Consider the following 26019-nt stretch of genomic DNA (forward strand, 5'->3'; position numbering starts at 1 on the left):
ATCGGCCCATTGGCCGGAGGCGCACGTCGCCCGGCTTTCTCACCGCGCCAGCAGCACCGCCACGCCCACCACCAGCACCGCCACTACCACGATCAGTACCCGGGTGCGCACGCGCAGCAGTTGCACGGCTTCCACCAGCCGCGCGTTCTGCTCGGCCAGTTCGCTCAGGGTCTGCGCCATCTGCTGCTGCGCGGCGGCCTGCTGGTCGATGAGCTGGCGCGCCTCGACGAGGCGGTTGCGCAGTTCGCCCAGGCTGGGTGGTTCGGCCGAGAGATCCATGGGCGGGCTCGGGGGCACCTGCACAGTCGGGGCCTTCTGTTTGTCGAGCAGCTTGCGTGCGGCGTTGAGCACCTTGGGCGCGTGTTCGATCACGTCGCCCCAGGGAATGATCTTCAGCGCGGCGATCCAGGGGATGGCCATGGTCAGGTCCTCGTTGCGGGTGGGAGCGAGGGGCGGGCCTCAGGGTTCCCGCCGCCGCAGCAACCATACCCCCACGGCCGCCACGCCCACCAGGAGCGCCGGAAAGCCCAGCGCAGGCGACCACTGCAGCGCCGCCGCGCCCAGCGCGGGCGCCAGCACGCCGCCCAGGGTGTAGCTCATCACCAGCACGGCGGTGCTGTTCACCAGGGTGATGCCCTGCTCGCGCGAGCCGATGTCGATCATCGCCAGCGTGTAGAGGCAGCCGCCCGCGCCGCCCCAGACGAAGGCCACGGGCGCCGCCAGCCAGGGCGTGCCCGCGACGAAGGGGATCAGCAGCGTGCCGAGCAGCGTGACCCAGGCGCAGCCGCGCATGAGCGTGAGCCGGGCGGCGCGGGCATCGCCCCAGCGCTGGCGCGGGTGGTGGGCCATGCGGTCGGCCAGCACGCCGGCGGGCAGCATCATGAGCGCGCTGCCCAGGCCGCTGGCCGACACCAGCAGTGCCGCCACCACCGCACCCAGGCCCAGCGCCAGGCCGTAGAGCGGCAGGATGGCGGTGAGCCCGCTTTCGAAGAAGCCGCCCACGAAGCCCACCGTCATGATCAGCGGGTGCGCGGCCAGCGCGTGCCACACGCCGCCCAGGCCCACGCGCGCCTCGTTTGCGTCGGCGGCGGGCGGCACACGCGGGATCAGCAGACTCCAGCCCAGGCCGATGGCCATGCAGCCGAAGGCGAGCCAGATGGCGGCGTCGCTCTGCGGCCCCACCCAGGCCAGCAGCAGCGGGCCCACCACGAAGGTGACGCCCACCAGGGTTTCGAACAGGCCCACGTAGCGCCCGCGCTGCGCGGGTGGCGCGAACTCGGCCACGATCGCCTCGGCCAGCACCCAGCGCAGGCCCGAGGCCATGCCGGCGACGAGCTTGAGCCCGAACCACAGCGACAGCCAGGACGAGAGCGCGAAGCCCATGGTGGCCAGTGTGGGGATGAGCGCCGACAGCCACAGCGTGGGCCGCCGGCCCAGTGCGCGCGTGACGGCCGAGGCGAAGGGCACCATCAGGAAGATGCCGAACCAGCCGCTGGCCGCGAACACGCCGGCCAGCGCGGTGGACTCGCCGCCGTCCTTCAGGCGCAGCAGCAGCAGGGGCGTGAGCATGAAGTAGCCCACGAGCTCGAAGAAGGTGGCGCCGAAGATGGCGACCAGGCCCAGGCGGGCGTGGGCGGGCGGCGCCACCGCTGCGCCGCTGGCGGGCAATGGGTGTTCGCTCATGCGTTGGTGCGCGCCGCAAGCACCGCCTCGACCACGTCGGCGAAGCCCTGGCCGCGCTCGCGCGGCGCCACGTAGCGCGGGTGGTGCGCCAGCTGATTCCAGAAGCGCGCGATGTTGGCCACGCCCACGCTGTGCGGAAAGCGCGCGAACATGGCGGCGTCGTTGGTGGAGTCGCCCACGTAGACCCAGCGGTCGATCTCGGCGTCGAGGTCGCGACCGAGACGCTCGCGCACGATCCAGCGCGCGCCGCTGAGCTTGTCGTGCGCGCCGATCCAGCCGTTGATGTGGATGGAGCTCACGGTGGCGGTGAGGCCCTCGTCGCGCAGGATGTCCACGATCCGCGCGACGTCGGCCTCGCTCAGGTGCGCGTGTTCGCTGTGGTCGATGGCGATATCGGTCTCGCGGCCGGCGCTGTCGGTGGCCAGGCGCGCGTGCGGCAGTTCGCGCAGCGCGCGCGCGGCGGCGGCTTGCAGGCGGGTGAAGTTGGCCGCCCGCGTGGTCGCGTCCTGGGCGTAGGCCTTGCGCAGTTGGCCGCCTTCGTTCCACAGCGCCACCGCGCCGTTCTCGGCCACGATCGCGTCGATCGGCCAGGCCAGGGCGAAGGGCTCGCTCCAGCCCGCGGGCCGGCCGGTGACGGCGAACACCGGCAGGCCGGCCGCGCGCAGGCGGCGCAGCGCGGCCCCGGCCTCGGGCGCGATCGCGCCGTCGGCCGTGAGGGTGTCGTCGATGTCGGTGAGCACGCCGTGGATGCGCGCGCGTTCGGGCAAGGGCCAGTCGGCCAGGGGCGTGGGTTGCATGGCGGGGCGGCAGTTTCTCACAGGGGTGGCACACCCGTCGGATACCCCCGGGGCGATGTCCCCATGCGGCCCTGGGGCCGGGTAGAATCCGCGCCCATCCGAGGAGCGTTGCAGCGCCCCACCCGCCCACAGCGGGCCGCGGGCGTGAGGCTCGGACCCTTCAACCGGCAACGACGCTCATCCACTGCACGTGCGATGGGTTCCTTCATCTCCCTTTCCCGTGCGGTGGCTTTCAACGTTTTGGAGCGCCACATGAATGCACGAATCAACCCGACCACCGACTGCGTGATCACCGACATCGGCCTGGCCGAGTGGGGCCGCAAGGAAATCCGCATCGCCGAGACCGAGATGCCCGGCCTGATGGCCATCCGCGAGGAGTACGCGGCCAAGCAGCCCCTGAAGGGCGCCCGCATCACCGGCTCGCTGCACATGACCATTCAGACCGCGGTGCTCATCGAGACGCTGCAGGCGCTGGGCGCGCAGGTGCGCTGGGCCTCGTGCAACATCTTCTCCACCCAGGACCACGCGGCCGCCGCCATCGCCGCCGCCGGCACGCCGGTGTTCGCCGTCAAGGGCGAGACGCTGGTGGACTACTGGGACTACACGCACCGCATCTTCGACTTCGGCCCCAAGGGCGCGGAAGGCGAAGGCCCCAACATGATCCTGGACGACGGCGGCGACGCCACGCTGCTGATGCACCTGGGCAAGCAGGCCGAGAAGGACCCGTCGGTGCTGGCCAAGCCGGGCAGCGAGGAAGAGCGCATCCTGTTCGCGGCCATCAAGGCCAAGCTGGCCGAAGACAGCACCTGGTACAGCCGCAAGAGCGCCCAGATCATCGGCGTGACCGAAGAGACCACCACGGGCGTGCACCGCCTGAAGGAAATGTCGGTCAAGGGCACGCTGATGTTCCGCGCCATCAACGTGAACGACTCGGTCACCAAGTCCAAGTTCGACAACCTCTATGGCTGCCGCGAATCGCTGGTGGACGGCATCAAGCGCGCCACCGACGTGATGATCGCCGGCAAGGTGGCCGTGGTGGCCGGTTATGGCGACGTGGGCAAGGGCTCGGCCCAGGCGCTGCGTGCGCTGTCGGCCCAGGTGTGGGTGACCGAGATCGACCCCATCAACGCCCTGCAGGCCGCGATGGAAGGCTACCGCGTCGTCACCATGGAGTACGCCGCCGACAAGGCCGACATCTTCGTGACGACCACGGGCAACCGCGACGTCATCACCTTCGAGCACATGGCCGCCATGAAGGACCAGGCCATCGTCTGCAACATCGGCCACTTCGACAACGAGATCCAGGTCGCCAGGCTGGAAGAGAAGTGCCAGTGGGAAGAGATCAAGCCCCAGGTGGACCACGTGATCTTCCCGGACGGCAAGAAGATCATCCTGCTGGCCAAGGGCCGGCTGGTGAACCTGGGCTGCGGCACGGGCCACCCGAGCTTCGTCATGTCCTCCAGCTTCGCGAACCAGACGATCGCGCAGATCGAGCTGTTCACGCACCCCGAGGGCTACGACGTGGGCAAGGTCTATGTGCTGCCCAAGCACCTGGACGAGAAGGTGGCGCGCCTGCACCTGAAGAAGGTCGGCGCCCAGCTCACCGAGCTGACGGACGACCAGGCCGCCTACATCGGCGTGCCCAAACAAGGTCCGTACAAGCCGGACACCTACCGGTACTGATCGGCACCGTGCGCGCCGACCAGTTGCTCGTCGAGCGCGGGCTGGCGGCGTCGCGCTCGCAGGCCCAGCGGCTGATCGCCGCCGGCGTGCGCTGGCGGGCTGGCGGCGAGTGGAAGCCCGTGGCCAAGAACGGCGACGAGTTGCCTGGCACCGCCGAGCTGGAACTGCTCGACACGGCCGAGACGCGCTTCGTCTCGCGCGGCGGCCTGAAGCTGGAAGGCGCGCTGGTTCACACCGGGTTCGAGGTGCATGGCCTGCGCGCGCTCGACGTGGGCCAGAGCACCGGCGGCTTCACCGATTGCCTGCTGCAGCGCGGTGCTGCGCAGGTGGTGGGCGTGGACGTGGGCAGCGGGCAACTCAACCCGCGCCTGCGCGGCGACCCGCGGGTGATCGCCATCGAGCACTGCAACGCGCGCGAGCTGACGGCGCAACGCCTGCGCGAGGCCGGGGCCGAGCCACCGTTCGACCTGATCGTCGGCGACCTGTCCTTCATCTCGCAGACCCTGGTGTGGCCCGCGCTGGTGCCGCTGCTCAAGCCGGGCGGCCATGGCCTGATGCTCGTGAAGCCGCAGTTCGAACTGCAGCCCGAGCACATCGGCAAGGGCGGCCTGGTGAAGGACGCCGCGTCCTACGCGCTGGTGCGCGAGCGCATCACCACTGCGCTGCAAGGCCTGGGCCTGGAGGTGCGTGACCATTTCGACAGCCCCATCGCTGGTGGCGATGGCAACCGCGAGTTCTTCGTCTTCATTCGGAAACCGGCATGAACCTGCCCCTCAGCTTCGAATTCTTTCCGCCCAAGACGCCTGAAGGCACCGAGAAGCTGCGCGCCGTGCGCCAGCAGCTCTACGCGCGCCAGCCGCTGTTCTGCTCCGTGACCTACGGCGCCGGCGGCTCCACGCAGGAAGGCACCTTCGGCGCCGTGCGCGACATCCTCGCCGAGGGCGTGGACGCGGCCTCGCACTTCTCGTGCATCGGCGCCACGCGCGCCAGCGTGCGCGAGCAGCTCGCGCAGCTCAAGGCCATGGGCGTCAAGCGCCTGGTGGCCCTGCGCGGCGATTTGCCCAGCGGCTACGGCCTGGGCGGCGAGTTCCACTACGCCAGCGACCTCGTGTCCTTCATCCGCGCCGAGACCGGCGAGGACTTTCACATCGAGGTGGCGGCCTACCCCGAGGTGCACCCGCAGGCGAAGTCGCCCGAGGCCGACCTCAAGGCCTACGTGACCAAGGTGAAGGCCGGCGCGCACTCGGCGATCACGCAGTATTTCTACAGCGCCGACGCCTACTTCCGCTTCGTGGACGATGCGCGCCGCCTCGGTGCCGACATCCCCGTGGTGCCGGGCGTCATGCCCATCATCAGCTCCACGCAGTTGATGCGCTTCTCGGACGCCTGCGGCGCGGAGATCCCGCGCTGGATCCGCCTGCGCCTGCAGGCCTATGGCGACGACACGGCCTCGATCAAGTCCTTCGGCCTCGATGTGGTCACGTCCTTGTGTGAGCAATTGCTTCGCGGCGGCGCGCCGGGCCTGCACTTCTATACGATGAACCAGAGCGCGGCGACGCTGGAGATCCTGCGCCGCCTTGACGCCGCCTGACGCATGAACATCGCCCGCTGCCTGGTTCTCGCCGCGCTCGCCATCGCCCTCGTGGGCTGTGCGAGCCGGGGTGGGCTGCCAGGCGAAGGCTCGGGGACGGAGGCACCGTCGGACAGCGGGCCGGCCGCCCATCAAGCGCGCGAGATCGGACGCGGCCTGGCCTCTTGGTACGGCGAACCGCACCACGGTCGGCGTACCGCGAACGGCGAGGTCTTCGACATGAACACGCTCACTGCCGCGCACAAGACGCTGCCCTTCGGCACGCGCGTGCGCGTGGAGAACCCGGCCACGGGCCAAGCGGTGGTGGTGCGCATCAACGACCGCGGGCCGTTCAAGCCGGGGCGGGTCATCGACCTCAGCCGCGAGGCCGCCGAACGCATCGGTCTGGTCAAGGCGGGCGTGGGGCCCGTGGTGCTCTACGCCGACTGAGCGGCGGATCGTTCAGCGCTCGTCGTAGCTCACGACCACGCGGTCCGTGGTCGGCCGCGCCTGGCAGCTCAGCACGAAGCCCTGCTCCATCTCCCAGGGTTCGAGCGTGAAATTGCGCTCCATTTCCACCTGGCCTTCCATCACCTTGGCGCGGCAGGTGCAGCACACGCCGCCGCGGCAGGACCAGGGCAGGTCTAACCCCGCCTCCAGCGCCACGTCGAGCACGCGCTCGTCGCGGCCCATGCGCAGCTCGTGCGGCTTGCCGTCGAGCACCACGGTGAGGGCAACCTCGCCCTCGCTGCGCTCGACATGGCTCAGCTGTACGCCGGCGCGTTGCGCGCGCGGCATGGCCTCCAGCGTGGGCGAGGTGAAGCGCTCGGTGTGGATGCGCTCGGGCTTCACGCCCGCGCCGAGCAGGGCCTGCTCGGTGGCCTCGATCATGGCCTCGGGGCCGCAGATGAAGACCTCGTCCAGGCTGGGCACGGGCAGCAGCGCGCCGATGAGGGCGCGCACCTTGTCGCCATCGATGCGGCCTTCGAGCAGTGGCACCTCCTGCGCCTGGCGCGAGAGGACGTGGATCAGCGTGAGTCGGTCGCGGTAGCGGTCCTTCAGGTCCTGCAGGGCCTCGTTGAACATGACGCTGGCCATGCGCCGATTGCCGTAGACCAGGGTGAACTTGGCGGTGGGCGATTCCTCCAGCGTGCTGGTCATGATGGACAGGATGGGCGTGATGCCCGAGCCGGCCGCGAAGCCCACGCGGTGGATGGCGCGCGGGCGGTGCACGGTGAAGCGCCCGTCGGGTGGCATGGCCTGCAGCGTGTTCCCGGCCTTGAGCTGCGTGGCGGCCCAGTTGCTGAACACGCCACCGTCCACCGGGCGGATGCCCAGCGTGAGTTCGCCCTTGCTGGTGTAAATGCTGCGCGGGCTGCTGATGGAGTAGCTGCGGCGCACCTCCTGGCCATCGATGCGCGCGCGCACGGTGAGGAACTGGCCGGGCTCGAAGGCAAAGGCGCCGCGTTGCTCGGCGGGCACGGCCAGGGTGACGGCCACCGAGCCCGCGGCCTCGGGGCTCACGCGCGCGATGGGCAACTCGACGAATCCGCGGGGGCTGGTGCTCATGGTCAATAGGGTTTGAAGAGGTCGAAGGGTTCGAGGCAGTCCAGGCAACGGTAGAGCGCCTTGCACGCGGTCGAGCCGAAGGGAGAGGTTTCGGTGGTGTGTGTGGAGCCGCAGCGCGGGCAAGGCACGGGCTGTGTGGCGGCGCGGCGCGCGAAGCTGACCACCTTGTCGCTGACGTGGGCCGCGCGGCCGTTGGGCGGCGCGATGCCGTAGGCGCGCAGCTTCTCGCGCGCCTCGGCGCTCATCCAGTCGGTCGTCCAGGCGGGCGATAGCTGCGTCGTCACGCGCGCGGCCAGGCCCGCGCCATGCAACGCGGCGCGGATGTCGTCCTCGATCTGGCCCATGGCGGGGCAACCGCTGTAGGTGGGCGTGATGACGATCTCGGCCACGCCGTCCTCGCCCGTGCGCACCTCGCGCAGGATGCCCAGCTCGGCCAGGCTCACCACCGGAATTTCCGGGTCGCTCAGGTGCGCGATCACCGCGCGCACGGCGTCCAGCGAAGGTTGGCGCACCGCGTCCATCACCACACCGCCTGCGGGTGCTCGCGCGCCAGGCTCTGCATCTCGGCGAGCAGGAAGCCCATGTGCTCGGAATGCACGCCGCGGCGGCCCTGCGTCACGTAGCCGCCCTCGGCGGGGCGCTTGAGCGTGGCTTCGGCAAGGACTTCATCCACCAGCGCGTCCCACGCCGGTTTCAGCTCGGCCAGGGCCACGCCGGTGCCAGTGGCCACGGCGGCGGCTTCGGCCTCGTCGCCGATCCAGAACTCCTGCGTGTGCGGCATGAGGTGGTCCAGCGCGGCCTGGGCGCGCGCATGGCTCTCGTCGGTGCCGTCGCCCAGGCGGATCAGCCAGTCGCCCGCGTGGCGCAGGTGGTAGCGCGCTTCCTTGAGCGACTTGGCCGCGATGCCCGCGAGCTGCGCGTCGGCGCTGGCTTGCAGGCGTTCCCACCACAGGTTCATCAGCGCGGCGTACAGCACGTTGCGCACGGTGGTGGTGGCGAAGTCGCGATCGGCGCGCGCGGGGCCGGCGAGCGGGCCATGGTGCGGCAACTCGAGCAGCGTGAAGTTGCGGAACTCGTGCGTGGTGCGGAAGTAGGCAAGGGTGTCCTCGGTCACGGCACCGTCGGCGCGCGCGCCCTGCAGGTGGACGAAGCGCTTGGCCTGCGAGGCGTCGGCGTTGATGAGCGTGGCGGCGTGCTGGTAGAGCAGGCGTGCCTGACCCAGGTGGTCGAGCGCGTGGTTGGCCAGGGCCAGGTCTTCCTCAAGGATGGGCCCATGGCCGCACCACTCGGCGTTGCGCTGGCCCAGCACGAGGGCGTTGTCGGCCAGATGCAGCAGATAGTCCACCGGCGCGGCGCTCATCACATGTGCCCCACTTTGTCGGGGATCTCGTAGAAGGTCGGGTGGCGGTAGACCTTGTCGGCGGCGGGATCGAAGAAGGCGTCCTTCGAATCGGGTTCGCTCGCGGTGATGCTGGCCGAGGGCACGACCCAGATGCTCACGCCTTCCTGGCGGCGCGTGTACACGTCGCGCGCCATCTGCAGCGCGTGACGCGCGTCGCTGGCGTGCAGGCTGCCGCAGTGCTTGTGCTCCAGACCCTGCTTGCTGCGGACGAAGACCTCCCACAGAGGCCATTCTTTCAATGCGGGCGTGTTCATTGGGAAACCTCCGCGCAGCGAGCTGCGGTGCAAGCCCCTTCGGGCGGTCGTGCGGGGCGAATTCGGAACACCTCCGTGCAGCGCACTGCGGTGTGAGCCCCTTCGGGCGGCCGTGCGGGTCTCATGCGGCCTCCTTCATCGTGCGTTGTTCTTGCTTGCGCGCGTGGGCCAGCGCGGCCTCGCGCACCCAGGCGCCATCGTCCCAGGCCTTCACGCGGGTGGCCAGACGTTCCTTGTTGCAGGGGCCATTGCCATTGACGACCTGCCAGAACTCGTCCCAGTCGATGGCGCCGAAATCGTGCTGGCCTTTGGCCTCGTTCCACTTCAACTCGGGATCGGGCAGCGTGACGCCCAGCACCTCGGCCTGCGGCACGGTGGCGTCGACGAACTTCTGGCGCAGGGCGTCGTTGCTGATGCGCTTGATGCCCCAGCGCATGCCCTGCACGCTGTTGGGGCTGTTGTCGTCCGGCGGGCCGAACATGGCCAGGCACTTCCACCACCAGCGGTTCACCGCGTCCTGCACCATGGCCTTCTGCTCGGCCGTGCCCTGCATCATGGTCAGCAGCGATTCGTAGCCCTGGCGCTGATGGAAGCTCTCTTCCTTGCAGACGCGGATCATGGCGCGCGCATAAGGTCCGTAGCTGCAACGGCACAGGGGGATCTGATTCATGATCGCCGCGCCATCCACCAGCCAGCCGATCACGCCCACGTCGGCCCAGGTGAGGGTGGGGTAGTTGAAGATGGAGCTGTACTTGGCCTTGCCGCTGTGCAAGGCGTCGAACATCTGGTCGCGGCTGGTGCCCAGCGTTTCGGCCGCGCTGTAGAGGTACAGGCCGTGGCCGCCTTCGTCCTGCACCTTGGCCAGCAGGATGGCCTTGCGTTTGAGGCTGGGCGCGCGGCTGATCCAGTTGCCTTCGGGCAGCATGCCCACGATCTCGCTGTGCGCGTGCTGGCTGATCTGCCGCACGAGGGTCTTGCGGTAGGCCTCGGGCATCCAGTCGCGCGGTTCGATCTTGCCGTCGGCGTCGATGACGCTGTCGAAGTGCGCCTGCAGGGCGGGGTCGGCCACGGCCGGCACGGCCTGCGGGCCGGGGGTGGTGCCATCGGGCACGTTGAAGGATTGGGTGTACACGTGGGTCTCCTCGCGGGCGGGCTTTCGCTGGGCGCAGTTTATCAAGTTAGCCGACCGGTCGGTCGGTTAATTTTGGTCACCAATTGCTGCGACGCCAAGTGGCACGGTTTTGTAGTGTCAAAGCTCTACATATTCTTGGGATCTCCATGTTCAAGAGCCGCCTTGCCACCTTGAGCCTGTCTGTATTGCTTGCCGCCTGTGGGGGAGGGGGCGGTGGCGGCAGTGGTGGTGACGAAGCCGCACCGCCCGTGGCCCAGGGGTCCGTGCCGGTGGAGCCGTGTCCGGTGGGAGATCTGAGCAACACGGCCGTTCCAGCCATCAATGCCTTGCGATCGGTGGCGCAGGTGTGTGGCGGGAACAGCTTTTCCGCGGTGGGTGCCGTCAGTTGGGACGCGCGCCTCGCGGAAGCCGCACGAGCGCACTCGACCGACATGGCCGCGAACAACTTCTTCTCGCACACGGGCAGTCAGGCGTCCACCCTGGGCGGCCGGGTGACGGCCGCCGGCTATGCCTGGACCGTGGTGGCCGAAAACCTGGCGGCCGGTCCGGGCGACCTGTCCGTGGCGCTCAGCGGCTGGATGAACAGCCCAGGCCACTGCCAGAACCTGATGCTGGCCACAGTGACGCAGGTGGGGCTGGCCTGCGTGCGCCGACAGGGCGGCGGTCAGACGCCTTACTGGACGATGGTGCTGGCCCGGCCCTGAGCGGGAGGGTCTTCAGTTCGCCGAGGCCTCGACGGCCTGGCCTTGCCCGCGACCGCGTCCCAGTACGTCCACGAGCACGGGGAGGGCGGCCTTCAGCCCAGCCGCCAGGGTGTGTGGCGGGTTGATCACGAACACCCCGCTCGCGGTGAGGCCGGGGCGCTCGTCCGGCTCCAGCGGGGGGTGCCCGAGCGCCAGCGTGGCGTGCAACCAGGGGCGCCCGGCGCGCTGCGCGTGGCCGCGCAGCTTGCGCGGCAGGTCGTGGGCTTCCTGGCGCGGAATCACCGGGTACCAGACGATGTAGGTGCCGGTGGCGAAACGCTGGAGAGCGTCCTGTATGCAGGCGCTCACTCTGGCGTAATCGCTCTTGACCTCGTAACTCGGATCGATCAGCACCAGCGCCCGGCGAGAACCTTTGGCGTCGGCGGGTGGGGGCAGCAGGGGCTTGAGCCCCTCGAAGCCATCTTCGCGTTTCACGACCACCGCGCGTCCCGCGTCGAGCTGGCCGATGTTGGCCGTGAGGGTCTTGCCGTCGGTGGGGTGCAACTCGAACAGCTTGAGCCGGTCGCGCGACTCGGTGCGCATGAGGCGCTGGGCCACGAACGGCGAGCCCGGGTAGACGCGCAGCGAGCCCGAGGGATTGAAGCCCGCGACCATGTCGAGGTAGTCGTCGATCAGGGGCGTCGTCTCCACGGCCGGCGCACCCGACGCCGGCCGGCAGGCAGCGAGCAGCTTCACCACCCCGTCCACCGCCTCGCCGCCTTTGTCGGTGAACTCGCCGTCCAGTCGGTACAGGCCGGCCCCCGCGTGCGTGTCGATCAGCGTGATCGACGGCTCCTTGAGCTGCAGGTGGCGCAGGGTGGCGATCAGCACGAGGTGCTTGAGCACGTCGGCGTGGTTGCCGGCGTGGAAAGCGTGGCGGTAGGAGAACATGGGCCGGCGATGGTAGCGCCGGATTTGCCCGGCCGGCGCCGATTTCGTACAATCGAGGGCTTCGCAGCGTTTTCTGCTGGCCCCGCGGCGAAGTTCAAACCACCACCTAAGAGGGTTCCACCAGAGAACCACCGACCGTGGAAAAGGGCCGCCAAACCCTCGCTATCAGGTTCAACATGACCAAAACGTTCAGCGCCAAACCCGCTGACGTGAAGCACGAGTGGTTTGTGATTGACGCGACCGACAAGGTCCTCGGACGAGTTGCCAGTGAAGTGGCTCTCCGACTGCGCGGCAAGCACAAGGCCATCTACACGCCTCACGTCGACACGGGTGACTACATCGTCATCATCAACGCAGCCAAGCTGCGCGTGACCGGCACCAAGTCCACCGACAAGATGTACTACCGCCACTCGGGCTTCCCGGGCGGTATCTACTCGACCAACTTCCGCGACATGCAGGCCAAGCACCCCGGCCGCGCGCTCGAGAAGGCCGTCAAGGGCATGCTGCCCAAGGGTCCTCTGGGCTACGCCATGATCAAGAAGCTCAAGGTCTACGGCGGCGCGGAGCACCCGCACACCGCTCAACAGCCGCAAACGCTGGACATCTAAGGAGCCCTGAATGATTGGTGAATGGAACAACGGCACCGGCCGTCGCAAATCCAGCGTCGCCCGCGTGTTCCTCAAGAAGGGCAGCGGCAAGATCACGGTGAATGGCAAGGACATCGCCGCCTACTTTGGCCGCGAGACCTCGATCATGATCGCCAAGCAGCCCCTGCTGCTGACCGACAACGCCGAGACCTTCGACGTTCAGGTCAACGTGCATGGCGGCGGCGAGTCGGGCCAGGCCGGCGCGGTGCGCCACGGCATCACCCGCGCGCTGATCGACTACGACGCGGGGCTCAAGTCCCAACTGTCGCAAGCCGGCTTCGTCACGCGCGACGCCCGCGAAGTCGAACGCAAGAAGGTCGGTCTGCGCTCCGCGCGGCGCCGCAAGCAGTTCAGCAAGCGCTGATCGCCTCGCGAACGACCCCCAGAAACCGCCTGCAAGTCCGCTTGGGGCGGTTTCTGCTTTCTGGGCCCCGCTTTCTTTTGCTTGCAGTTTGAAAGGTTTGCATGCGATTGCGCTTCGGACGTCGACGCTGGAAGGCTGGGGCCCCACGCATGTCGGTGCGCAGCGCCTTGCCCTGGCCTCTGCGCTGGCTCGGGGCGGCGGTCATGCTGGGGCTGTGCGGCGCGCTGGCGCTGTGGGCCTTCGAGTTCGGCAAGGACATCGCGGGGCTGGACCGCAACGCGCGTGAGGAGCTCGAGCGCTTGCGCCAGGAGGTGGTCACACTGCGCGCCGATCTCGCGGCCCTCAGTTCGGAGGACCACACCGCCCAAAGCCGGCTCACCACCGAGCGTTCGCTGCAGGAACAACTGCGCGTGCAGATCCGCCAGCTCGAGGCCGACAACCAGGCCCTGCGCAACGACCTCGGCTTCTTCGAGCGATTGATTCCCGCCGGGGGGGATGCGCTCGCCATTCGCGGCTTGCAGGCGGAACGCCTGTCGGCCACACAGTGGCGTTGGCAGGTTCTGATGATCCAGGCGGCGCGCAACGCGCCAGACTTCAAAGGTGCGCTGGAGATCAGCTTCACCGGCACGCTGGCCGGCAAACCCTGGTCGGCGAAGCACGCACCAGCGCCCCAGCCGGTGCTCGTCAAAGGTTATCTGCGGCAGGAAGGCGTTGTTGATCTGCCTGCGCAGGCCGTTGTAAAAACCGTCACCGCGAAGCTGCTGCAGGGCAGCGCGGTGCGGTCCGTTCAGACCTTCGATCCCTGATCGGGGGTCGCCGACAGGAGATTGCGCATGTTCGCCAACAAGGCCAAACAGCCCCCGATCAAGAGCTTGATTGCGCAGGGCACCCGTATCCAGGGCGACCTGTTGTTCGCGGAAGGGCTTCGCATCGACGGCGAGGTCGTGGGCAATGTGCGAGCGGCGGATGGGGCCAGCCTGCTCATCGTGAGCGAGGTGGCCTCGGTCCAAGGCTCCATCGAGGCGGACCATGTCATCATCAACGGCCGCGTCAAGGGTCCGGTGATGGCGCGCAAGCTGCTGGAGCTGCAGCCCAAGGCGGACATCAAGGGCGATGTGTCCTACAGCGCGATCGAGATGCACCAGGGCGCCACCGTCGAGGGTCAATTGCGCCCCATGGCGAGCGACGGCGCCGAGGAAAAGCCCACACTGAAACTGGCGGCAAACGACCGCTGAGCGGCATACCCGAGCGCCGTACCGTACCATTCGCACTATTGCGGGCCTGCCGCCCGTCCCTACGAGAGGAATCCCCATGAGTGCCGTGGCTGAGAACATCCAGACCGACATGCCCGCGCCGCTGGTCTTCACCGACAGCGCCGCCGCCAAGGTGGCCGAATTGGTGGCCGAAGAAGGCAATCCCGACCTGAAGCTGCGCGTTTTCGTGCAGGGCGGTGGCTGCTCGGGCTTCCAGTACGGTTTCACCTTCGACGAGGTCGTCAACGACGACGACACCGCGATGAGCAAGAACGGCGTCACCCTGTTGATCGACGCCATGAGCTACCAGTACTTGGTGGGCGCCGAGATCGACTACAAGGAAGACCTGCAGGGCGCCCAGTTCGTGATCAAGAACCCCAACGCCACCACCACCTGCGGCTGCGGGTCGAGCTTCAGTACCTGAAACCCGCCGGCGCGCCGGCCAATGAAAAGGGAGCCATCGGCTCCCTTTTTGTTTGAGGCGGGCCCGATACCGGGGGCCGGCTCAGTCGGCGCTGGCCAGCGCCTGCTGCAGGCGACCGGCGGCGGCGAGTTCCTGCCGTTGGACGCGGGCCACCTCATTGAACGCGCTGCGCAGGTTCTCGGGCAGCTTGATGGCCTCGCTTTGGCGGGCGATGACCAGCGGATCGCGGTGCACGCCGTTGTCGCGGAACTCGAAGTGCAGGTGCGGGCCGGTGGACATGCCGGTGGAGCCGACGTTGCCGATGAACTCGCCCTGGTTCACGCGCTGGCCGGTGCGCACGCCGATGCGGCTGAGGTGCGCGAAGACCGTGACCTGGTTGTTGCGGTGGCGCACGTAGATGACGTTGCCGTAGCCGCGCTGCACACCGGCGAACTCGACCACACCGTCGGCTACCGTGCGCACCGGCGTACCGGTCGGCGCCGCGTAGTCCACACCCAGGTGCGGGCGCTCGCGCCCCAGCACCGGATGGAAGCGCATGCCATAGCCGCTGCTGACACGCGAGAACTCGAGCGGCGAGGACAGGAAGTAGCGGCGCTTGCTGTCACCGTTGAAGGCGTAGTAGCCGCCCTTGACGCCGGGCGCCTCGAACCACACCGCTTCGTGCGGTCGACCGTTGTTGACGAACTGGGCCGACAGGATGCGGCCGGTTTTCATCGGCTCGCCTTCGGCGCTGAGGATCTCGTAGACCACCTGGAAGCGGTCGCCTTTGCGCAGGTCGCGGCGGAAATCGATGTCGCTGGCGAACATCTCCGCGAGTTGCACCGCCACGGCATCGGGGATGCCCGCCGCGTCGGTGGAGGCGAACAGGGAGCTCTGGATCTCGCCGCTGGCCAGGCGCGAGCTGGATTGCAGGGCGCCGGGCTCGAGGCGCGCGTTCAGGCCATTGGCGTCGCGCTCCACCACCAGCCGCAGGAAGCCGCGCTCGCTCTTCGGGTCCGCCCAGCGGGCGGTCAGGCGCTGCAGCGCCTGTTGCGGGGTGGACTCGGCGTGCACCAGGCGGCTCTGACGGGAGGCCAGCAGTTGGCGCGCCAGCGGGTTGCGGGCCAGGAAGGCCTGGGCCTCGCTGTCGTTCACGCCCAGGCGCTGCAGCAGCGATTGGGGGGTGTCGTCGGTGCGCGTGGTGTCGCTGCGGTAGAGCGTCCAGGGCTGGGGGCTGGCGAGCACCGGGCGGGCCTCGGGCGACAGCTCGGCGCTGGCGGGGATGGCGGCGTACAGGGGGGTGGCGAGCACCGGGAGGGCTTCGACCACTTCGCGCACCGGCAGGTCGGCCGCGTCGGGGGCCAGTGGGGCGATGCCAAAGGCGGTGACGCCGGTGCCCAGAAGCAGGGCGCCAATGCCGCCCATGATGCGGCGAGGGTGACGAGCGATCGTCTCAGCGGTCTCTTGGCCCAATTGGGCCATGGCGTGCAAGGTCTGGCGTATCAAGATCGGTCATCCATGAAAGGGCCGGTGAGGGCAGCGGAGCCACACACCGGCATCCAGGGAGTGAGCGGGCAGCGACGCGAGAGTTCACGCCACGGGCCGGGCTTTACGTTGGTCCGAACGCTTGTGCAAAAAGCACGCCAACTAAAATCCGGCGACAACCGGCAAGTGTAGCGAGCTGGCGACGCGCTCCCATCGGAACAAACACGTATGAATAACGGCTTATCTTTCCCATCCCCGACCGATGGCTCCCCCAGCGGCAGCGAAACCCTGACGGACGGTGTTCGCCACGCCCTGGCCGTCACCCGGCGGGGCTGCGAAGAATTGATCCCCGAGGCGGACTGGGCGCAAAAATTGTCACGTGCCGAGCGCACCGGCACCCCGCTGCGCATCAAGCTGGGCCTGGACCCGACGGCCCCGGACATCCACATCGGCCACACCGTGGTGCTCAACAAGATGCGCCAGCTCCAGGACCTGGGGCATACGGTCATTTTTCTTATTGGTGATTTCACCAGCCTGATCGGCGACCCCTCGGGCCGCAACAGCACGCGCCCGCCGCTCACGCCCGAGCAGATCAAGGCCAACGCCGAGACCTACTACAAGCAGGCCAGCCTGGTGCTGGACCCGGCGAAGACCGAGATTCGCTACAACAGCGAATGGAGCTTGCCGCTGGGCTCGATGGGCATGATCCAGCTCGCGGCCAAGTACACGGTGGCGCGCATGATGGAGCGCAACGATTTCCACCAGCGCTTCACGGCCGGCACGCCGATCAGCGTGCACGAGTTCCTCTACCCCCTGATGCAGGGCTACGACTCGGTGGCGCTCAAGAGCGACCTGGAACTCGGCGGCACCGACCAGAAATTCAACCTGCTGATGGGCCGCCACCTGCAGGCCGAGTACGGCCAGGAGCCGCAGTGCATCCTGACCATGCCCTTGCTGGAGGGCCTGGACGGCGTGGACAAGATGTCCAAGTCGAAGAACAACTACATCGGCATCACCGAGGACGCCAACAGCATGTTCGCCAAGGTGCTGAGCGTCTCCGACACGCTGATGTGGCGCTGGTACACGCTGCTGTCCTTCCAGTCGATGGAGGCCATCGAGGCGCTGAAGCGGGAAGTGGCCGCCGGCCGCAACCCCAAGGACGCGAAGGTGATGCTGGCCAAGGAGATCACCACGCGCTTCCACAGCGCGGCAGCGGCCGACGCGGCCGAGCAGGATTTCATCAACCGCTCCAAGGGCGGCGTGCCGGACGAGATCCCCGAGGTCTCGCTGTCGGGGGCGCCGCTGGGCATCGCGGCGCTGCTCAAGTCGGCGGGCCTGGCGCCGTCGAGCAGCGAGGCCAACCGCCTCATCGACGGCGGTGGGGTACGCGTCGATGGCGCGGTGGTGAGCGACAAGGGCCTGAAGCTGGCCGCTGGCACCTACGTGGTGCAGGTGGGCAAGCGCAAGTTCGCGCGCGTGGCGCTGGCCTGAGGCCGATCCGGCGCCGGGCCGCCCCAAGCCGGATCAGCCCCCTCGGGGGGCAGCGACCCGCGCAGCGGCGGAGCGTGGGGGTCGCGTTCAGCGGGCCCCGGCCTTCTCCAGCATCGCCACCATCGCCGCGTAGCCGCGCGAGCGCGCCAGCGCCAGCGGCGTGTGTCCGCTGCGGTCGGCCAGTTGCAGGCTCGCGCCCGCGTCGATCAAGGCCTTGAGCGTGGCCTGGTGCCGCGGCCCCCCATCGCCGAGCACGATGGACTCGATCGTGGCCGTCCAGTGCAGGTTGTTCACGTGGTCGAGCGGCGCGCCGGCCGCGATGAGCTGCTTCACCACGCCCTCGTGCCCCAGGTGCGCGGCCGCGATCAGCGCGGTGCCGTCGTAGCGGCTGGTCACCAGCCTGGCGCTCGCGCTGCCGGCCAGCAGGATCCGCAGCGTCTCCTCGTCGTCGGCCACGGCGGCGATGGTCACGGCGTCGTAGCGTCCGTGCTCCAGCGCCGCGTGGTTCGCGCCAGCCTTCAGCAGGGCCTGCACCGCCTCGCGCTGGCGCGCGAACGTGGCCACGTGCAGCGGCGTGCGACCGGCGCCGTCGGTGGCGTCGATGGCCGCGCCGGCTTTCAGCAGCCGCGCAATGGCGGTCAGGTCGCCGCGCTGCGCCGCGGCGTGCAGGCCCTGGTAGGCCGCGACCTCGCTCGGCGAGGGCGGCACCTGGGCCCGTGCGGCGCCCGCGAACGCGGTGGCCAGCGCCAGCGACAGCAGCGCGCGGCGCTTCATTGCAGGGCCGCCTTCACCTGTTCCAGCGCGGCCATGGCGCACTGCTCGTCCAGGTGGCCGCCGGGCGCGCCGCCCACGCCCACGGCGCCGATCACCTCGTTGCCCGCGCGCACCGGCACGCCGCCGCCGAGCAGCAGGTAGCCGGGGATGTCCTTCAGGTTGGCCGCGGCGGGGTTTTTCTGCGAGGCCTCCATCATGGCCAGGGTGGTGTTGCGCGCCGAGGCCGAGGTGTAGGCCTTCAGGCGGCTGGCCTCCAGGGTGTGCGGGCCGGCGTTGTCGGCGCGCTGCATGGCGCGCACGTTGCCGGCGCGGTCCACCACGGTGGCCGTCACGGCGTGGCCATTGGCGCTGCAGGCGGCCACGGTGGCGGCGGCGATCTGGTTGGCCAGCGCCAGCGAGACATTGCGCTCACTGAGGACGGCGCCGCTGCCCTGGGTTTGTGCCTGGGCGAGGGCGCTGGCGCCGATCAGGGCGATGGCCAGCGTGGTGCGGATGGGGGTGTTCATGAAGCGGGTCTCCGTGGGGGCGTTGCGGTTCGATCAACCGTGTCCGCACTGTAGGAATCGCGCGCCGCGCGCACCATTCGCGCGGCTACGCGCAGGGCTCCGTAGAACTACGCGGTGCCCGGCGCGTTCACCAGTGCCGCGTAGCCGCGCACGAGCTGGGCCAGGGAGTCCGCTCCCAGCTTCTCGAACACGTGGGCGCGGTGTGTCTCCACCGTGCGCGGCGACAGCTCGAGTGCGCGCGCGATGCCCTTGTTGCTCAGGCCCTCGATGATCAGCGCCAGCACCTCGCGTTCGCGCGGCGAGAGCTGCTGCAGCCGCTCGCGCGCCGCGCGGTCGGTCTGCGTGCGCTGGCGCAGGTGCACGTGCTGGCGCACGGCCTGCTGCAGGGCCTCGATCAGGGCCTCGTCGTCCACCGGCTTTTCCAGGAACTCGGCCGCGCCGGCCTTGAAGGCGCGGCGGCACATGTCCACCGTGCCGTGGCCGGTGAGCATGATCACCGGCTGGTCCACACCCTCGGCCACCAGGGTGTCGAGCACGTTCAGGCCGCTGATGCCGGGCATGCGCACGTCGAGCACGATGGCGCCGATGCCCTCGCGCTCGAAGCCCGCCAGAAAGGCCCGCGGGTCGGCCCAGGCCACCACGCGCAGGCCCACCGTGCCGATCAGCAGGGCCAGGCTCTCGCGCACCGCCTCGTCGTCGTCGATCAGGTGCACGGTGGGGGAGAGGGCGTCGCGGGCGGTGTTCATGGATGCGTGTCGGTGTCGAGCGGCAGGCGCAGCGAGAACAGCGCGCCGCCGCCCGGCGCGGCGCCCGCGCTCAGCCGCCCGCCCTGCGCCTGCGCCAGCGACTCGCTCAGCGTGAGACCCAGGCCAAGGCCACCCTCGCGGGTACTGAAGAAGGGTTCGAACAGGCGCGGCAGCACCTCGGGCGGCAGGCCCGGGCCGGTGTCGGCCACGTCGAGCACGGCGCTGTCGCCGTCACGGCGCACCGACAGGCGCAGTTCGCGCGGGCCGCTGGCCTGGCGGTCCAGGGCCTGCAGGGCGTTGGCGATCAGGTTGTGCACGATCTGATCGATCGCGACCGGATCGGCGCGCACGACCACGGAGTCGCTGGCCAGCCAGCGCACGGCCACGCCGCGCCGCTCGATGTCCGGCTGCAGCAGGTGCAGGGCATCGCGCACGCAGGCGCCAAGGTCCAGTGCCAGGCTCGCCGCCGCGCCGGCCGGCGGTTCGAGCCCGCGGCGCAAGCGCGCCAGCACCTCGGCCGCGCGGCGCGCCTGGGCTCCGGCGCGGCCCATGGCCTCGCGCGCGGTGTCCAGGGCGGGTGGCACGTCGGTCAGCAGGCGTTGCGCGGCCTGCGTGCTGGCCAGCACGGCGGTCAGCGGCTGGTTCAGTTCATGTGCCAGGCCGGCCGCGAACTCGCCCATGGCGTTGAGCCGGCCGAGCTGGCCCAGGCGCAGCAGGGCCTCGGCGCGCTGGCGCGCCTCGCGCAGGCGCAGCGCGTGCGCCAGCAGGGCCAGGCCGGCCAGCACGGCCAGCACCCACGCCGCCATGCCGAGCCAGGGCAGTTCGCCCCAGCCGACCCAGCGGGTGGCCACCGCATGAAAGGGCTGGCTCTCGGCGGCCACCACCTTGTCGAAGTCGAAACGCCAGCCGCGTTCGAGTGGTCGGCCCGCTTGCAAGGGGAGCGACTGCCCGTTCCACTGCAAGGCCACGCGCACCGGGCTGCTCGCGCGGTCCATGGGCCAGTCGGCGTCGGGTACCAGGCCCTTGAGCGCGATCACCAGCGCGTACGCACCGTCGCCCGCGCCCAGCACGAGCGTGTAGCGGCCACTGGCCAGATCACCCTCGGCCATGGCCGCGCGGCCGCTGGCGCGCGAGGCCGCCTCCGCGCGCGCCAGCGCCGCATCGGCCCAGGTGCCACCGGGGGCCCGCGCCAGGACGCCCAACAGGCGCGGGTGCACGGCGCTCAGGCGCGGCAGCGCCTCGGTGCGTTCGGGCTCCAGCAGGGCCAGAGTCGAGAGCACCGCGTCGTGCTGCACCACCTGCTGGCTCAGCAGCCGGTGCACGATGCGTGCGTCGGTCTCGAAGGCGGCGCGCTGCGCCTGCAGGCCGCGCTGCGCGATGAGCCACGCGCCGAGCAGCGACAGGACCAGGCCTGCCGCGATCCAGCCCAGCCGGGACGTCCATGCGGATTGCATGGCGGCGATTCTGCAACGGCCCGTCAGCCGTCGGCCGCCGACCCTGGGTCACAATGCCGCGCGTGACGCCCACCTTGCTCGACCGACTCACGCCGCGCCGCCTGCTGCAGGCCTCGATCACGGTGGCCCTGCTCACCATCGGCCTGAAGACCGCGGCCTGGTGGATCACCGGCTCGGTCGGTCTGTTGTCCGACGCGCTGGAGGCCCTGGTCAACCTCGCGGGCGCCAGCTTCGGCCTGCTCATGGTCACCATCGCCACGCGCCCGGCCGACCACGACCACCCCTACGGCCACCACAAGGCCGAGTACTTCTCCTCGGGCTTCGAAGGCGTGCTGATCGTGGTCGCGGCCGTGGCCATCATCTGGGCCGCCGTGGCCCGGCTGCTGGTGCCGCAGCCGCTGCAACAACTCGATCTGGGGTTGCTGTTCACCGGGCTGAGCACCGCGCTCAACGCCGCCCTGGCCGCGGTGATGCTGCGCGCCTCGCGCCGGCACCGCTCGGCCGCGCTGGAAGGCGACGCGCGCCACCTGTTCACCGACGTCTGGACCTCGGTCGGCGTGGTCGTGGGCATCGCGCTCGTGGGGCTCACGGGCTGGCTGTGGCTCGATCCCGTGGTCGCCATTCTGGTGGCGCTGAACATCCTGCGCGAGGGTGTTCGCCTGGTCTGGCGTGCCGCGCAGGGCCTCATGGACGAAGCACTCGATCCGGCGTTGCAGGCCACCATCGAGCGCACGCTGGCGGGCTTCGGCACCGCCCGCTTCGACCACATCACCACGCGCAAGGCCGGCCAGCGCCGCTTCGTGGACCTGCACATGCACCTGCCCGCCGCCTGGCCGCTGGGCCGCGCCGCCGCGCTGCGCGCCGAGGTGGAGCAGGCCCTGATGCAGGCCGTGCCCGGCCTGCGCGCCACCATTGAACTGTTGCCGACCAACGTGGAGGCGCTGGCGGTGGAACAAGACAAAAAGGAACCGACGTGATCGCCCTGCTGCAACGCGTAAGCCAGGCCCGTGTCGACATCGCGGGCCAGACCGTGGGCGCCATCGGCCCCGGCCTGTTGGTGCTGGTGTGCGCCGAACCCGCCGACACCGAGGCCGTGGGCCTGAAGCTGCTCAACAAGGTCCTGAAGCTGCGCATCTTCGCCGACGACGCCGGCAAGATGAACCGCAGCGTGCAGGACGTGGGCGGCGGCCTGCTCATCGTCAGCCAGTTCACCCTGGCGGCCGACACCACCGGCGGCAACCGCCCCGGCTTCACCAACGCCGCGCCGCCCGCGCTCGGCGAGGCGCTCTACGATGCCTTCGTGGCCGGCGCGCGCGCCGCCCACCCCCAGGTGGCCACCGGCCGCTTCGGTGCCGACATGCAGGTGCACCTGGTGAACGACGGGCCGGTGACGATCCCGATGCGCCTGGTGGCTTGAGCCGCCAGCGCCCAAGAGCCCTCAGGAGGAGCGCATGACGACCCCCCCGGATCCCTCGACGCCCCCGCCCGAAGCCCGCGTCCACCTGGTCACGGGCGCCCTGCAGGCCGCGCTGGCCTACGCCCTGTACCAGACCACGCGCCAAGGCGCCTGGCCCGCCACCGAGGCCGCGGCCTTCGTGCCGCTGTTCCTGCTCATGGCGCTCGCGCCGCTGGGCTTCTACCTGGCCAGCGCGGCCCCGCTGGGCCGCCGCGTGGCCATCGCGCTGGGCGTGGGCGCGCTCGCGCTGGCCGTCGGTGCCTATCACGGCCTCACCGTGAGCGGGCTCACGGTGAACGCGCGCGCGGGCCTGCCTTTCAAGGAAGACGACTACCTCATGCCCACCTTCGTGCTGGGCCTGGCGCTGATGATTGCCGTGCCCGCCGCTGCCGTGGCGCGCGAGGGCCGCGTGCGCTACGAGGCCTGGTTCGACGCGCTGCTGCACAACACCCTGCTGCTCGCGCAGGGCGCGCTCGTCACCGGTCTGTTCTGGCTGGTGATGTTCAGCGCGGCGGCGCTGTTCAAGCTCGTGCGCCTGCCCTTCCTGAGCGAGCTCATCGAGCGCGGCGAGTTCTGGATTCCCGCCACCGCGCTGGTCTTCTCCTACGGCGTGTCGCTTGCCGTCACGCAGCGCACGGTGGCGCGCTTCCTGTTCGACCGGGTCACGCAGCTCTGCGGCTGGATCTACCCGCTGGCGGGCGCGCTGGGCGTGGCCTTCGTGGCGAGCTGGCTGTTCCAGGGCATCGAGCCGCTGCTGCAGACGCGGCGCGCGGCCTTCCTGCTGCTGTGGTTCGCGGTGCTCAGCGTGCTGCTGGTCAATGCCAGCTCGCGCGGCGGGCTCGACGAGCCGCGCTACCCGCGCTGGCTGCGCCGCGCCCTGTCCACCGGCCTGCTGGTGCTGCTGCCCATGGTGGCGGTGGCGCTCTACGCGCTGGGCGTGCGCATCAACCAGTACGGCTGGACGGTCGACCGCCTCTGGGGCCTGTTCGTGGCGGTCGTGATCGCCGTGTTCGCCCTGGGTTACGCGCTCAACGCGCTGGCCGAATGGGCGGGCCGCGCCGAACGCTGCCTGGTGCCTGCCACCAACGCGGTGGCCGCCGGGGTGGCCGTGGTGGGCATTCTCTTGCTGCTGGGCGGTGCGATCGACCCGCGCCGCGTGAGCGTCAACGACCAGGTGCGCCGACTGATGAGCGACAGCGGCGATCAGCAGGACCCGATCCGCTACCTTGCCCGCGAAGGCGGCGTGTTCGGCCGGCGCGCGCTGCAGGCCCTGGCGGCCGACGACCCCCGGTTCGGCGGCGTGCCGGCCGCGCGCCAGGCGCTGGCGCGTGACGCGCTGAGCGACGCGGACACGCGCCGCGAGCGCCAGTCGGCCATGCTGCGCGCGCTGCCCGTGTTCCCGGCGGGCGCCGTGGCGCCGCCTGCGTTGCTGGACGCCCTGGCCCGCGAGGGCGGCGTGGGCGCGTGCGAGGGGGACACCTGCCTCATCTGGCGCCTGCCGCCCGAGGTGCTGGGCGCCGACGCCTACGCGCTGCTGTCGCGCGAGTCCACCGGCCCTCGTGGCGGGGCGGGCGCGCGCGTCTGGCGCGCCGACGAACGCGGCCAATGGGCGGCGCGGGGCAGCCTGCCGGGCCAGGGGCTGGACGCGCGCTGCCAATCGCAGCCGGGCGCCGCCGCGCTGTTCGATGCCGTGCGCGAAGGCCGCGTCGAATCCGTGCCGCCGCCGCAGCGCGACCTGTCCGCCGGCGGCCTGCGGTTTTCCGTGCAGCGCTGGGGACGCGCCGACGCCTGCGACTGAGCGCGGTTCAGGCCTTGCGGGCGCGCCGCGATCGGCCGTAGGGGTCGGGCTCGCCCAGCGCGGCCAGGATCGTGGTCTCGCGCGCCTCCATGGCCTCGGCGTCGGCCTCGCTGGTCTCGTGGTCCCAGCCCTGGGCGTGCAGGGCGCCGTGCACCAGCAGGTGCGCGTAGTGCGCGGCCAGCGGCTTCTTCATCTGCTTTGCCTCGGCCGCCACCACCGGCGCGCACAGCACCAGGTCGGCCATCACCAGGGGTTCCACCGCGTAGTCGAAGGTGAGCACGTTGGTGGCGTAGTCGCGGCCGCGGTAGTCGCGGTTGAGGGTCTGGCCCTCCTCGGCGTCGACGATGCGCACCGTGAGCTCGGCCTCGCGGTCGAGGGCGTGGCGCAGACAGCGCGCCACGAAGGCGCGCGGCAGCGCGGCGCGGTGCTCGGCCACGCCATCGAAGCGCGCGAACTGCAGCGACAATGTGAGCGGGGGCAGGGCCATCAGCTCGCCGCCTTGCCGGCGCTGAGGGACTGCAGCGACTTGCAGTTGGCCAGCAGCACGCGCTCCTGCGCCGTGTGGTCGGCGGCCAGGAAACTCAGGAAGCCTTCTTCGCCCTTGGTGTTCCAGCGCAGGCTGTGCTGCTCGTCCAGTGCGATGTAGCGCACGCCCGAGGCGCTGGGCCGGCTCTTGAGCAGCGCGGTGCGCCCCTGGTGGTGCAGGGCGGCGAAGCTGTCGCCATGCCCGAACTCCAGGTAGGCCACCTCGATCTCGGTGCCGCTCTCGCAGCGGTAGCGCACCGTCTCGCTGCTGTAGCCCGGGCCCTGGATGGCGCCCCGGGTACTGGGTGGCGCCGGGTGCTGATGCAGCGCGCAGCCGCCCGCCAGCAGGGCGGTGGCGAGCGGGGCGGCGATGGCGATCGAACGCATGGCGGTTCCTCCCTTCAGGTGTGTCGGCGGCGGCGGGCCGGTTCGGCCTCTTCCGCCGACGGGCTGCGCGCCTCGTAGGCGTCGACGATGCGCGCCACCAGTGGGTGGCGCACCACGTCGGCGCTGGTCAGGCGCGTGAAACCGATGCCGTTGACCCGCTTCAACACGCGCTCGGCGTCGATCAGACCGCTGAGCTGGGTGCGCGGCAGGTCGATCTGGCTCACGTCGCCCGTGACCACGGCCTTGCTGCCGAAGCCGATGCGCGTGAGGAACATCTTCATCTGCTCCGGTGTGGTGTTCTGCGCTTCGTCGAGGATGACGAAGGCGTGGTTGAGCGTGCGCCCGCGCATGAAGGCCAGCGGCGCGATCTCGATCTGCTGGCGCTCGAAGGCCTTCTGCACCTTGTCGAAGCCCATCAGGTCGTACAGCGCGTCGTACAGCGGGCGCAGGTACGGGTCCACCTTCTGGCCCAGGTCGCCCGGCAGGAAGCCCAGCTTCTCGCCGGCCTCCACCGCGGGGCGCGTGAGCACGATCCGCTGCACCGCGCTGCGCTCCAGCGCGTCCACCGCGCAGGCCACGGCCAGGTAGGTCTTGCCGGTGCCGGCCGGGCCGATGCCGAAGGTGATGTCGTGCTGCGCCATGTTCTCCAGGTAGCGCGCCTGGTTGGGCGTGCGCCCGCGCACCTCGCCGCGGCGCGTCTGCATGGCCAGCGTCTCGTCGCCCGGGTTGTCCAGCGCGGTATTGCCGTTGAGCATGAGCTGAACCTGCTCGGGCGGGATCGGACCGCGCGCCATCTCGTACAGGGCCTGGATCACCTCCATGGCGCGCTGCGCCTTGGCTTTGGGGCCCTCGACGCGGAATTGCTCGAAGCGGTGGGCCACCTTGACCTGCAGCGCGGACTCGATGGCTCGCAGGTGAGCGTCCAGTGGACCGCACAGGTGGGCCATGCGGGCGTTGTCCGGTGGGCTGAAGGTGTGTCTGAGAATCAAGCCGATAATCCCAAGGC

General features: G+C 70.1%; 31 protein-coding genes and 1 riboswitch. Of the genes, 14 read left to right on the forward strand and 17 right to left on the reverse strand.

Annotation, left to right across the window (positions count from 1 at the left end):
* Positions 1-39: 39 nt before the first annotated feature.
* The 3 genes from VLG41_RS11490 to VLG41_RS11500 are packed head-to-tail and all read right to left on the reverse strand — an operon-like array spanning position 40 to position 2480.
* Complete coding sequence (locus tag VLG41_RS11490) at positions 40-420, reverse strand: hypothetical protein (protein WP_325349538.1); 381 nt, start codon at positions 418-420, stop codon at positions 40-42.
* A 39-nt stretch (positions 421-459) separates the two neighbouring features.
* The gene (locus VLG41_RS11495; protein WP_325349539.1) at positions 460-1683 is read right to left on the reverse strand and encodes an MFS transporter; all 1224 of its coding nucleotides are present in this window, start codon (positions 1681-1683) and stop codon (positions 460-462) included.
* The gene (locus VLG41_RS11500; RefSeq protein WP_325349540.1) at positions 1680-2480 is read right to left on the reverse strand and encodes an HAD-IIB family hydrolase; all 801 of its coding nucleotides are present in this window, start codon (positions 2478-2480) and stop codon (positions 1680-1682) included. The genes VLG41_RS11495 and VLG41_RS11500 overlap by 4 nt, the downstream gene beginning before the upstream one ends.
* A 94-nt stretch (positions 2481-2574) precedes the next feature.
* A riboswitch (S-adenosyl-L-homocysteine riboswitch) is annotated at positions 2575-2666 on the forward strand.
* Between the two features lie 66 nt (positions 2667-2732).
* On the opposite strand from VLG41_RS11500, the gene ahcY reads away from it, so the two are divergent.
* From ahcY to VLG41_RS11520, 4 genes are read left to right on the forward strand one after another with little or no spacing between them, the layout of a single operon-like run.
* Positions 2733-4163 carry an adenosylhomocysteinase gene (ahcY, locus tag VLG41_RS11505; RefSeq protein ID WP_325349541.1) on the forward strand — a complete coding sequence of 477 codons (1431 nt, stop codon included), beginning with the start codon at positions 2733-2735 and terminating at the stop codon, positions 4161-4163.
* A gap of 8 nt (positions 4164-4171) precedes the next feature.
* Positions 4172-4927 (forward strand): TlyA family RNA methyltransferase, encoded by a 756-nt coding sequence (locus tag VLG41_RS11510; RefSeq protein ID WP_325349542.1) that lies wholly within the window; start codon positions 4172-4174, stop codon positions 4925-4927.
* Positions 4924-5754 carry a methylenetetrahydrofolate reductase [NAD(P)H] gene (metF, locus tag VLG41_RS11515; protein WP_325349543.1) on the forward strand — a complete coding sequence of 277 codons (831 nt, stop codon included), beginning with the start codon at positions 4924-4926 and terminating at the stop codon, positions 5752-5754. Before VLG41_RS11510 ends, metF begins: the two co-directional genes overlap by 4 nt.
* Before the next feature lie 3 nt (positions 5755-5757).
* Positions 5758-6183 carry a septal ring lytic transglycosylase RlpA family protein gene (locus VLG41_RS11520; protein WP_414652487.1) on the forward strand — a complete coding sequence of 142 codons (426 nt, stop codon included), beginning with the start codon at positions 5758-5760 and terminating at the stop codon, positions 6181-6183.
* Positions 6184-6195: 12 nt separating this feature from the next.
* Here the strand turns inward: VLG41_RS11520 and VLG41_RS11525 are convergent, their stop codons facing one another.
* The 5 genes from VLG41_RS11525 to paaA all read right to left on the reverse strand — a co-directional run bounded on the left by VLG41_RS11525 (position 6196) and on the right by paaA (position 10090).
* Positions 6196-7302: a 2Fe-2S iron-sulfur cluster-binding protein gene (locus VLG41_RS11525; protein WP_325349544.1), complete on the reverse strand. Its 1107-nt coding sequence runs from the start codon at positions 7300-7302 to the stop codon at positions 6196-6198.
* A 2-nt stretch (positions 7303-7304) separates the two neighbouring features.
* Positions 7305-7823 (reverse strand): 1,2-phenylacetyl-CoA epoxidase subunit PaaD, encoded by a 519-nt coding sequence (gene paaD / locus VLG41_RS11530; protein ID WP_325349545.1) that lies wholly within the window; start codon positions 7821-7823, stop codon positions 7305-7307.
* Positions 7823-8662, reverse strand: a complete 840-nt coding sequence (paaC, locus tag VLG41_RS11535; RefSeq protein WP_325349546.1) for a 1,2-phenylacetyl-CoA epoxidase subunit PaaC — start codon at positions 8660-8662, stop codon at positions 7823-7825. Before paaC ends, paaD begins: the two co-directional genes overlap by 1 nt.
* Complete coding sequence (paaB, locus tag VLG41_RS11540) at positions 8662-8958, reverse strand: 1,2-phenylacetyl-CoA epoxidase subunit PaaB (protein ID WP_325349547.1); 297 nt, start codon at positions 8956-8958, stop codon at positions 8662-8664. The genes paaC and paaB overlap by 1 nt, the downstream gene beginning before the upstream one ends.
* A 121-nt stretch (positions 8959-9079) precedes the next feature.
* The gene (gene paaA / locus VLG41_RS11545) at positions 9080-10090 is read right to left on the reverse strand and encodes a 1,2-phenylacetyl-CoA epoxidase subunit PaaA (protein ID WP_325349548.1); all 1011 of its coding nucleotides are present in this window, start codon (positions 10088-10090) and stop codon (positions 9080-9082) included.
* A gap of 146 nt (positions 10091-10236) precedes the next feature.
* Here paaA and VLG41_RS11550 point away from each other — a divergent pair, with 146 nt between their 5' ends.
* A complete protein-coding gene (locus VLG41_RS11550; protein ID WP_325349549.1) occupies positions 10237-10794 on the forward strand; it encodes a CAP domain-containing protein in 558 nt (185 codons plus the stop codon).
* A gap of 12 nt (positions 10795-10806) precedes the next feature.
* Here VLG41_RS11550 and VLG41_RS11555 read toward each other — a convergent pair whose 3' ends face one another.
* Positions 10807-11724 (reverse strand): 23S rRNA (adenine(2030)-N(6))-methyltransferase RlmJ, encoded by a 918-nt coding sequence (locus VLG41_RS11555; RefSeq protein WP_325349550.1) that lies wholly within the window; start codon positions 11722-11724, stop codon positions 10807-10809.
* A 176-nt stretch (positions 11725-11900) separates the two neighbouring features.
* Here VLG41_RS11555 and rplM point away from each other — a divergent pair, with 176 nt between their 5' ends.
* The 5 genes from rplM (at position 11901) to erpA (ending at position 14412) form a co-directional block, all read left to right on the forward strand.
* Entirely contained in the window at positions 11901-12332 is a 432-nt protein-coding gene (rplM, locus tag VLG41_RS11560; RefSeq protein ID WP_009516680.1) for a 50S ribosomal protein L13, read from the forward strand.
* 10 nt (positions 12333-12342) lie between these two features.
* Positions 12343-12735 carry a 30S ribosomal protein S9 gene (gene rpsI / locus VLG41_RS11565; protein ID WP_325349551.1) on the forward strand — a complete coding sequence of 131 codons (393 nt, stop codon included), beginning with the start codon at positions 12343-12345 and terminating at the stop codon, positions 12733-12735.
* Between the two features lie 101 nt (positions 12736-12836).
* Positions 12837-13541 carry a DUF6776 family protein gene (locus tag VLG41_RS11570; protein ID WP_325349552.1) on the forward strand — a complete coding sequence of 235 codons (705 nt, stop codon included), beginning with the start codon at positions 12837-12839 and terminating at the stop codon, positions 13539-13541.
* Between the two features lie 27 nt (positions 13542-13568).
* Positions 13569-13970: a polymer-forming cytoskeletal protein gene (locus VLG41_RS11575; protein WP_325349553.1), complete on the forward strand. Its 402-nt coding sequence runs from the start codon at positions 13569-13571 to the stop codon at positions 13968-13970.
* Positions 13971-14046: 76 nt separating this feature from the next.
* Positions 14047-14412 (forward strand): iron-sulfur cluster insertion protein ErpA, encoded by a 366-nt coding sequence (gene erpA, locus VLG41_RS11580; protein ID WP_325349554.1) that lies wholly within the window; start codon positions 14047-14049, stop codon positions 14410-14412.
* A gap of 81 nt (positions 14413-14493) precedes the next feature.
* Here the strand turns inward: erpA and VLG41_RS11585 are convergent, their stop codons facing one another.
* On the reverse strand, positions 14494-15873 hold the full coding sequence (locus VLG41_RS11585; protein ID WP_414652488.1) for a M23 family metallopeptidase: 1380 nt from the start codon (positions 15871-15873) through the stop codon (positions 14494-14496).
* Between the two features lie 231 nt (positions 15874-16104).
* Here VLG41_RS11585 and tyrS point away from each other — a divergent pair, with 231 nt between their 5' ends.
* The gene (tyrS, locus tag VLG41_RS11590; protein WP_325349556.1) at positions 16105-17367 is read left to right on the forward strand and encodes a tyrosine--tRNA ligase; all 1263 of its coding nucleotides are present in this window, start codon (positions 16105-16107) and stop codon (positions 17365-17367) included.
* Between the two features lie 87 nt (positions 17368-17454).
* Here the strand turns inward: tyrS and VLG41_RS11595 are convergent, their stop codons facing one another.
* From VLG41_RS11595 to VLG41_RS11610, 4 genes are all read right to left on the reverse strand, one after another.
* The gene (locus VLG41_RS11595) at positions 17455-18141 is read right to left on the reverse strand and encodes an ankyrin repeat domain-containing protein (protein ID WP_325349557.1); all 687 of its coding nucleotides are present in this window, start codon (positions 18139-18141) and stop codon (positions 17455-17457) included.
* Positions 18138-18647 carry a heme-binding protein gene (locus VLG41_RS11600; protein WP_325349558.1) on the reverse strand — a complete coding sequence of 170 codons (510 nt, stop codon included), beginning with the start codon at positions 18645-18647 and terminating at the stop codon, positions 18138-18140. The genes VLG41_RS11595 and VLG41_RS11600 overlap by 4 nt, the downstream gene beginning before the upstream one ends.
* 107 nt (positions 18648-18754) lie before the next feature.
* On the reverse strand, positions 18755-19393 hold the full coding sequence (locus VLG41_RS11605; protein ID WP_325349559.1) for a response regulator transcription factor: 639 nt from the start codon (positions 19391-19393) through the stop codon (positions 18755-18757).
* A complete protein-coding gene (locus tag VLG41_RS11610) occupies positions 19390-20847 on the reverse strand; it encodes a sensor histidine kinase (RefSeq protein WP_325349560.1) in 1458 nt (485 codons plus the stop codon). The genes VLG41_RS11605 and VLG41_RS11610 overlap by 4 nt, the downstream gene beginning before the upstream one ends.
* 53 nt (positions 20848-20900) lie before the next feature.
* On the opposite strand from VLG41_RS11610, the gene VLG41_RS11615 reads away from it, so the two are divergent.
* From VLG41_RS11615 to VLG41_RS11625, 3 genes are read left to right on the forward strand one after another with little or no spacing between them, the layout of a single operon-like run.
* Complete coding sequence (locus tag VLG41_RS11615) at positions 20901-21824, forward strand: cation diffusion facilitator family transporter (RefSeq protein WP_325349561.1); 924 nt, start codon at positions 20901-20903, stop codon at positions 21822-21824.
* Positions 21821-22264: a D-aminoacyl-tRNA deacylase gene (gene dtd / locus VLG41_RS11620; RefSeq protein WP_325349562.1), complete on the forward strand. Its 444-nt coding sequence runs from the start codon at positions 21821-21823 to the stop codon at positions 22262-22264. The genes VLG41_RS11615 and dtd overlap by 4 nt, the downstream gene beginning before the upstream one ends.
* Before the next feature lie 34 nt (positions 22265-22298).
* Positions 22299-24101 (forward strand): DUF4153 domain-containing protein, encoded by a 1803-nt coding sequence (locus VLG41_RS11625; RefSeq protein WP_325349563.1) that lies wholly within the window; start codon positions 22299-22301, stop codon positions 24099-24101.
* 7 nt (positions 24102-24108) lie between these two features.
* Here the strand turns inward: VLG41_RS11625 and ybeY are convergent, their stop codons facing one another.
* The 3 genes from ybeY to VLG41_RS11640 are packed head-to-tail and all read right to left on the reverse strand — an operon-like array spanning position 24109 to position 25960.
* Positions 24109-24588: an rRNA maturation RNase YbeY gene (gene ybeY, locus VLG41_RS11630; RefSeq protein WP_325349564.1), complete on the reverse strand. Its 480-nt coding sequence runs from the start codon at positions 24586-24588 to the stop codon at positions 24109-24111.
* A complete protein-coding gene (locus tag VLG41_RS11635; protein ID WP_325349565.1) occupies positions 24588-25013 on the reverse strand; it encodes an MliC family protein in 426 nt (141 codons plus the stop codon). Before VLG41_RS11635 ends, ybeY begins: the two co-directional genes overlap by 1 nt.
* 14 nt (positions 25014-25027) lie before the next feature.
* Positions 25028-25960, reverse strand: coding sequence for a PhoH family protein (locus VLG41_RS11640; protein WP_325349566.1), 933 nt, complete (start codon positions 25958-25960; stop codon positions 25028-25030).
* Between the last annotated feature and the right edge of the window lie 59 nt (positions 25961-26019).

The sequence above is a fragment of the Hydrogenophaga sp. genome (assembly GCF_035481345.1).
Taxonomy (GTDB): domain Bacteria; phylum Pseudomonadota; class Gammaproteobacteria; order Burkholderiales; family Burkholderiaceae_C; genus Hydrogenophaga.

Bases quoted from the DNA above. Each gene is read 5' to 3' on its own strand.
- VLG41_RS11490 (WP_325349538.1), bottom strand. From the start codon at position 420: ATGGCCATCCCCTGGATCGCCGCGCTGAAGATCATTCCCTGGGGCGAC.
- VLG41_RS11495 (WP_325349539.1), bottom strand. From the start codon at position 1,683: ATGAGCGAACACCCATTGCCCGCCAGCGGCGCAGCGGTGGCGCCGCCC.
- VLG41_RS11500 (WP_325349540.1), bottom strand. From the start codon at position 2,480: ATGCAACCCACGCCCCTGGCCGACTGGCCCTTGCCCGAACGCGCGCGC.
- ahcY (WP_325349541.1), top strand. From the start codon at position 2,733: ATGAATGCACGAATCAACCCGACCACCGACTGCGTGATCACCGACATC.
- metF (WP_325349543.1), top strand. From the start codon at position 4,924: ATGAACCTGCCCCTCAGCTTCGAATTCTTTCCGCCCAAGACGCCTGAA.
- VLG41_RS11520 (WP_414652487.1), top strand. From the start codon at position 5,758: ATGAACATCGCCCGCTGCCTGGTTCTCGCCGCGCTCGCCATCGCCCTC.
- VLG41_RS11525 (WP_325349544.1), bottom strand. From the start codon at position 7,302: ATGAGCACCAGCCCCCGCGGATTCGTCGAGTTGCCCATCGCGCGCGTG.
- paaD (WP_325349545.1), bottom strand. From the start codon at position 7,823: ATGGACGCGGTGCGCCAACCTTCGCTGGACGCCGTGCGCGCGGTGATC.
- paaC (WP_325349546.1), bottom strand. From the start codon at position 8,662: ATGAGCGCCGCGCCGGTGGACTATCTGCTGCATCTGGCCGACAACGCC.
- paaB (WP_325349547.1), bottom strand. From the start codon at position 8,958: ATGAACACGCCCGCATTGAAAGAATGGCCTCTGTGGGAGGTCTTCGTC.
- VLG41_RS11550 (WP_325349549.1), top strand. From the start codon at position 10,237: ATGTTCAAGAGCCGCCTTGCCACCTTGAGCCTGTCTGTATTGCTTGCC.
- VLG41_RS11555 (WP_325349550.1), bottom strand. From the start codon at position 11,724: ATGTTCTCCTACCGCCACGCTTTCCACGCCGGCAACCACGCCGACGTG.
- rplM (WP_009516680.1), top strand. From the start codon at position 11,901: ATGACCAAAACGTTCAGCGCCAAACCCGCTGACGTGAAGCACGAGTGG.
- rpsI (WP_325349551.1), top strand. From the start codon at position 12,343: ATGATTGGTGAATGGAACAACGGCACCGGCCGTCGCAAATCCAGCGTC.
- VLG41_RS11570 (WP_325349552.1), top strand. From the start codon at position 12,837: ATGCGATTGCGCTTCGGACGTCGACGCTGGAAGGCTGGGGCCCCACGC.
- VLG41_RS11575 (WP_325349553.1), top strand. From the start codon at position 13,569: ATGTTCGCCAACAAGGCCAAACAGCCCCCGATCAAGAGCTTGATTGCG.
- erpA (WP_325349554.1), top strand. From the start codon at position 14,047: ATGAGTGCCGTGGCTGAGAACATCCAGACCGACATGCCCGCGCCGCTG.
- VLG41_RS11585 (WP_414652488.1), bottom strand. From the start codon at position 15,873: ATGGCCCAATTGGGCCAAGAGACCGCTGAGACGATCGCTCGTCACCCT.
- tyrS (WP_325349556.1), top strand. From the start codon at position 16,105: ATGAATAACGGCTTATCTTTCCCATCCCCGACCGATGGCTCCCCCAGC.
- VLG41_RS11595 (WP_325349557.1), bottom strand. From the start codon at position 18,141: ATGAAGCGCCGCGCGCTGCTGTCGCTGGCGCTGGCCACCGCGTTCGCG.
- VLG41_RS11600 (WP_325349558.1), bottom strand. From the start codon at position 18,647: ATGAACACCCCCATCCGCACCACGCTGGCCATCGCCCTGATCGGCGCC.
- VLG41_RS11605 (WP_325349559.1), bottom strand. From the start codon at position 19,393: ATGAACACCGCCCGCGACGCCCTCTCCCCCACCGTGCACCTGATCGAC.
- VLG41_RS11610 (WP_325349560.1), bottom strand. From the start codon at position 20,847: ATGCAATCCGCATGGACGTCCCGGCTGGGCTGGATCGCGGCAGGCCTG.
- VLG41_RS11615 (WP_325349561.1), top strand. From the start codon at position 20,901: ATGCCGCGCGTGACGCCCACCTTGCTCGACCGACTCACGCCGCGCCGC.
- VLG41_RS11625 (WP_325349563.1), top strand. From the start codon at position 22,299: ATGACGACCCCCCCGGATCCCTCGACGCCCCCGCCCGAAGCCCGCGTC.
- ybeY (WP_325349564.1), bottom strand. From the start codon at position 24,588: ATGGCCCTGCCCCCGCTCACATTGTCGCTGCAGTTCGCGCGCTTCGAT.
- VLG41_RS11635 (WP_325349565.1), bottom strand. From the start codon at position 25,013: ATGCGTTCGATCGCCATCGCCGCCCCGCTCGCCACCGCCCTGCTGGCG.
- VLG41_RS11640 (WP_325349566.1), bottom strand. From the start codon at position 25,960: ATGGCCCACCTGTGCGGTCCACTGGACGCTCACCTGCGAGCCATCGAG.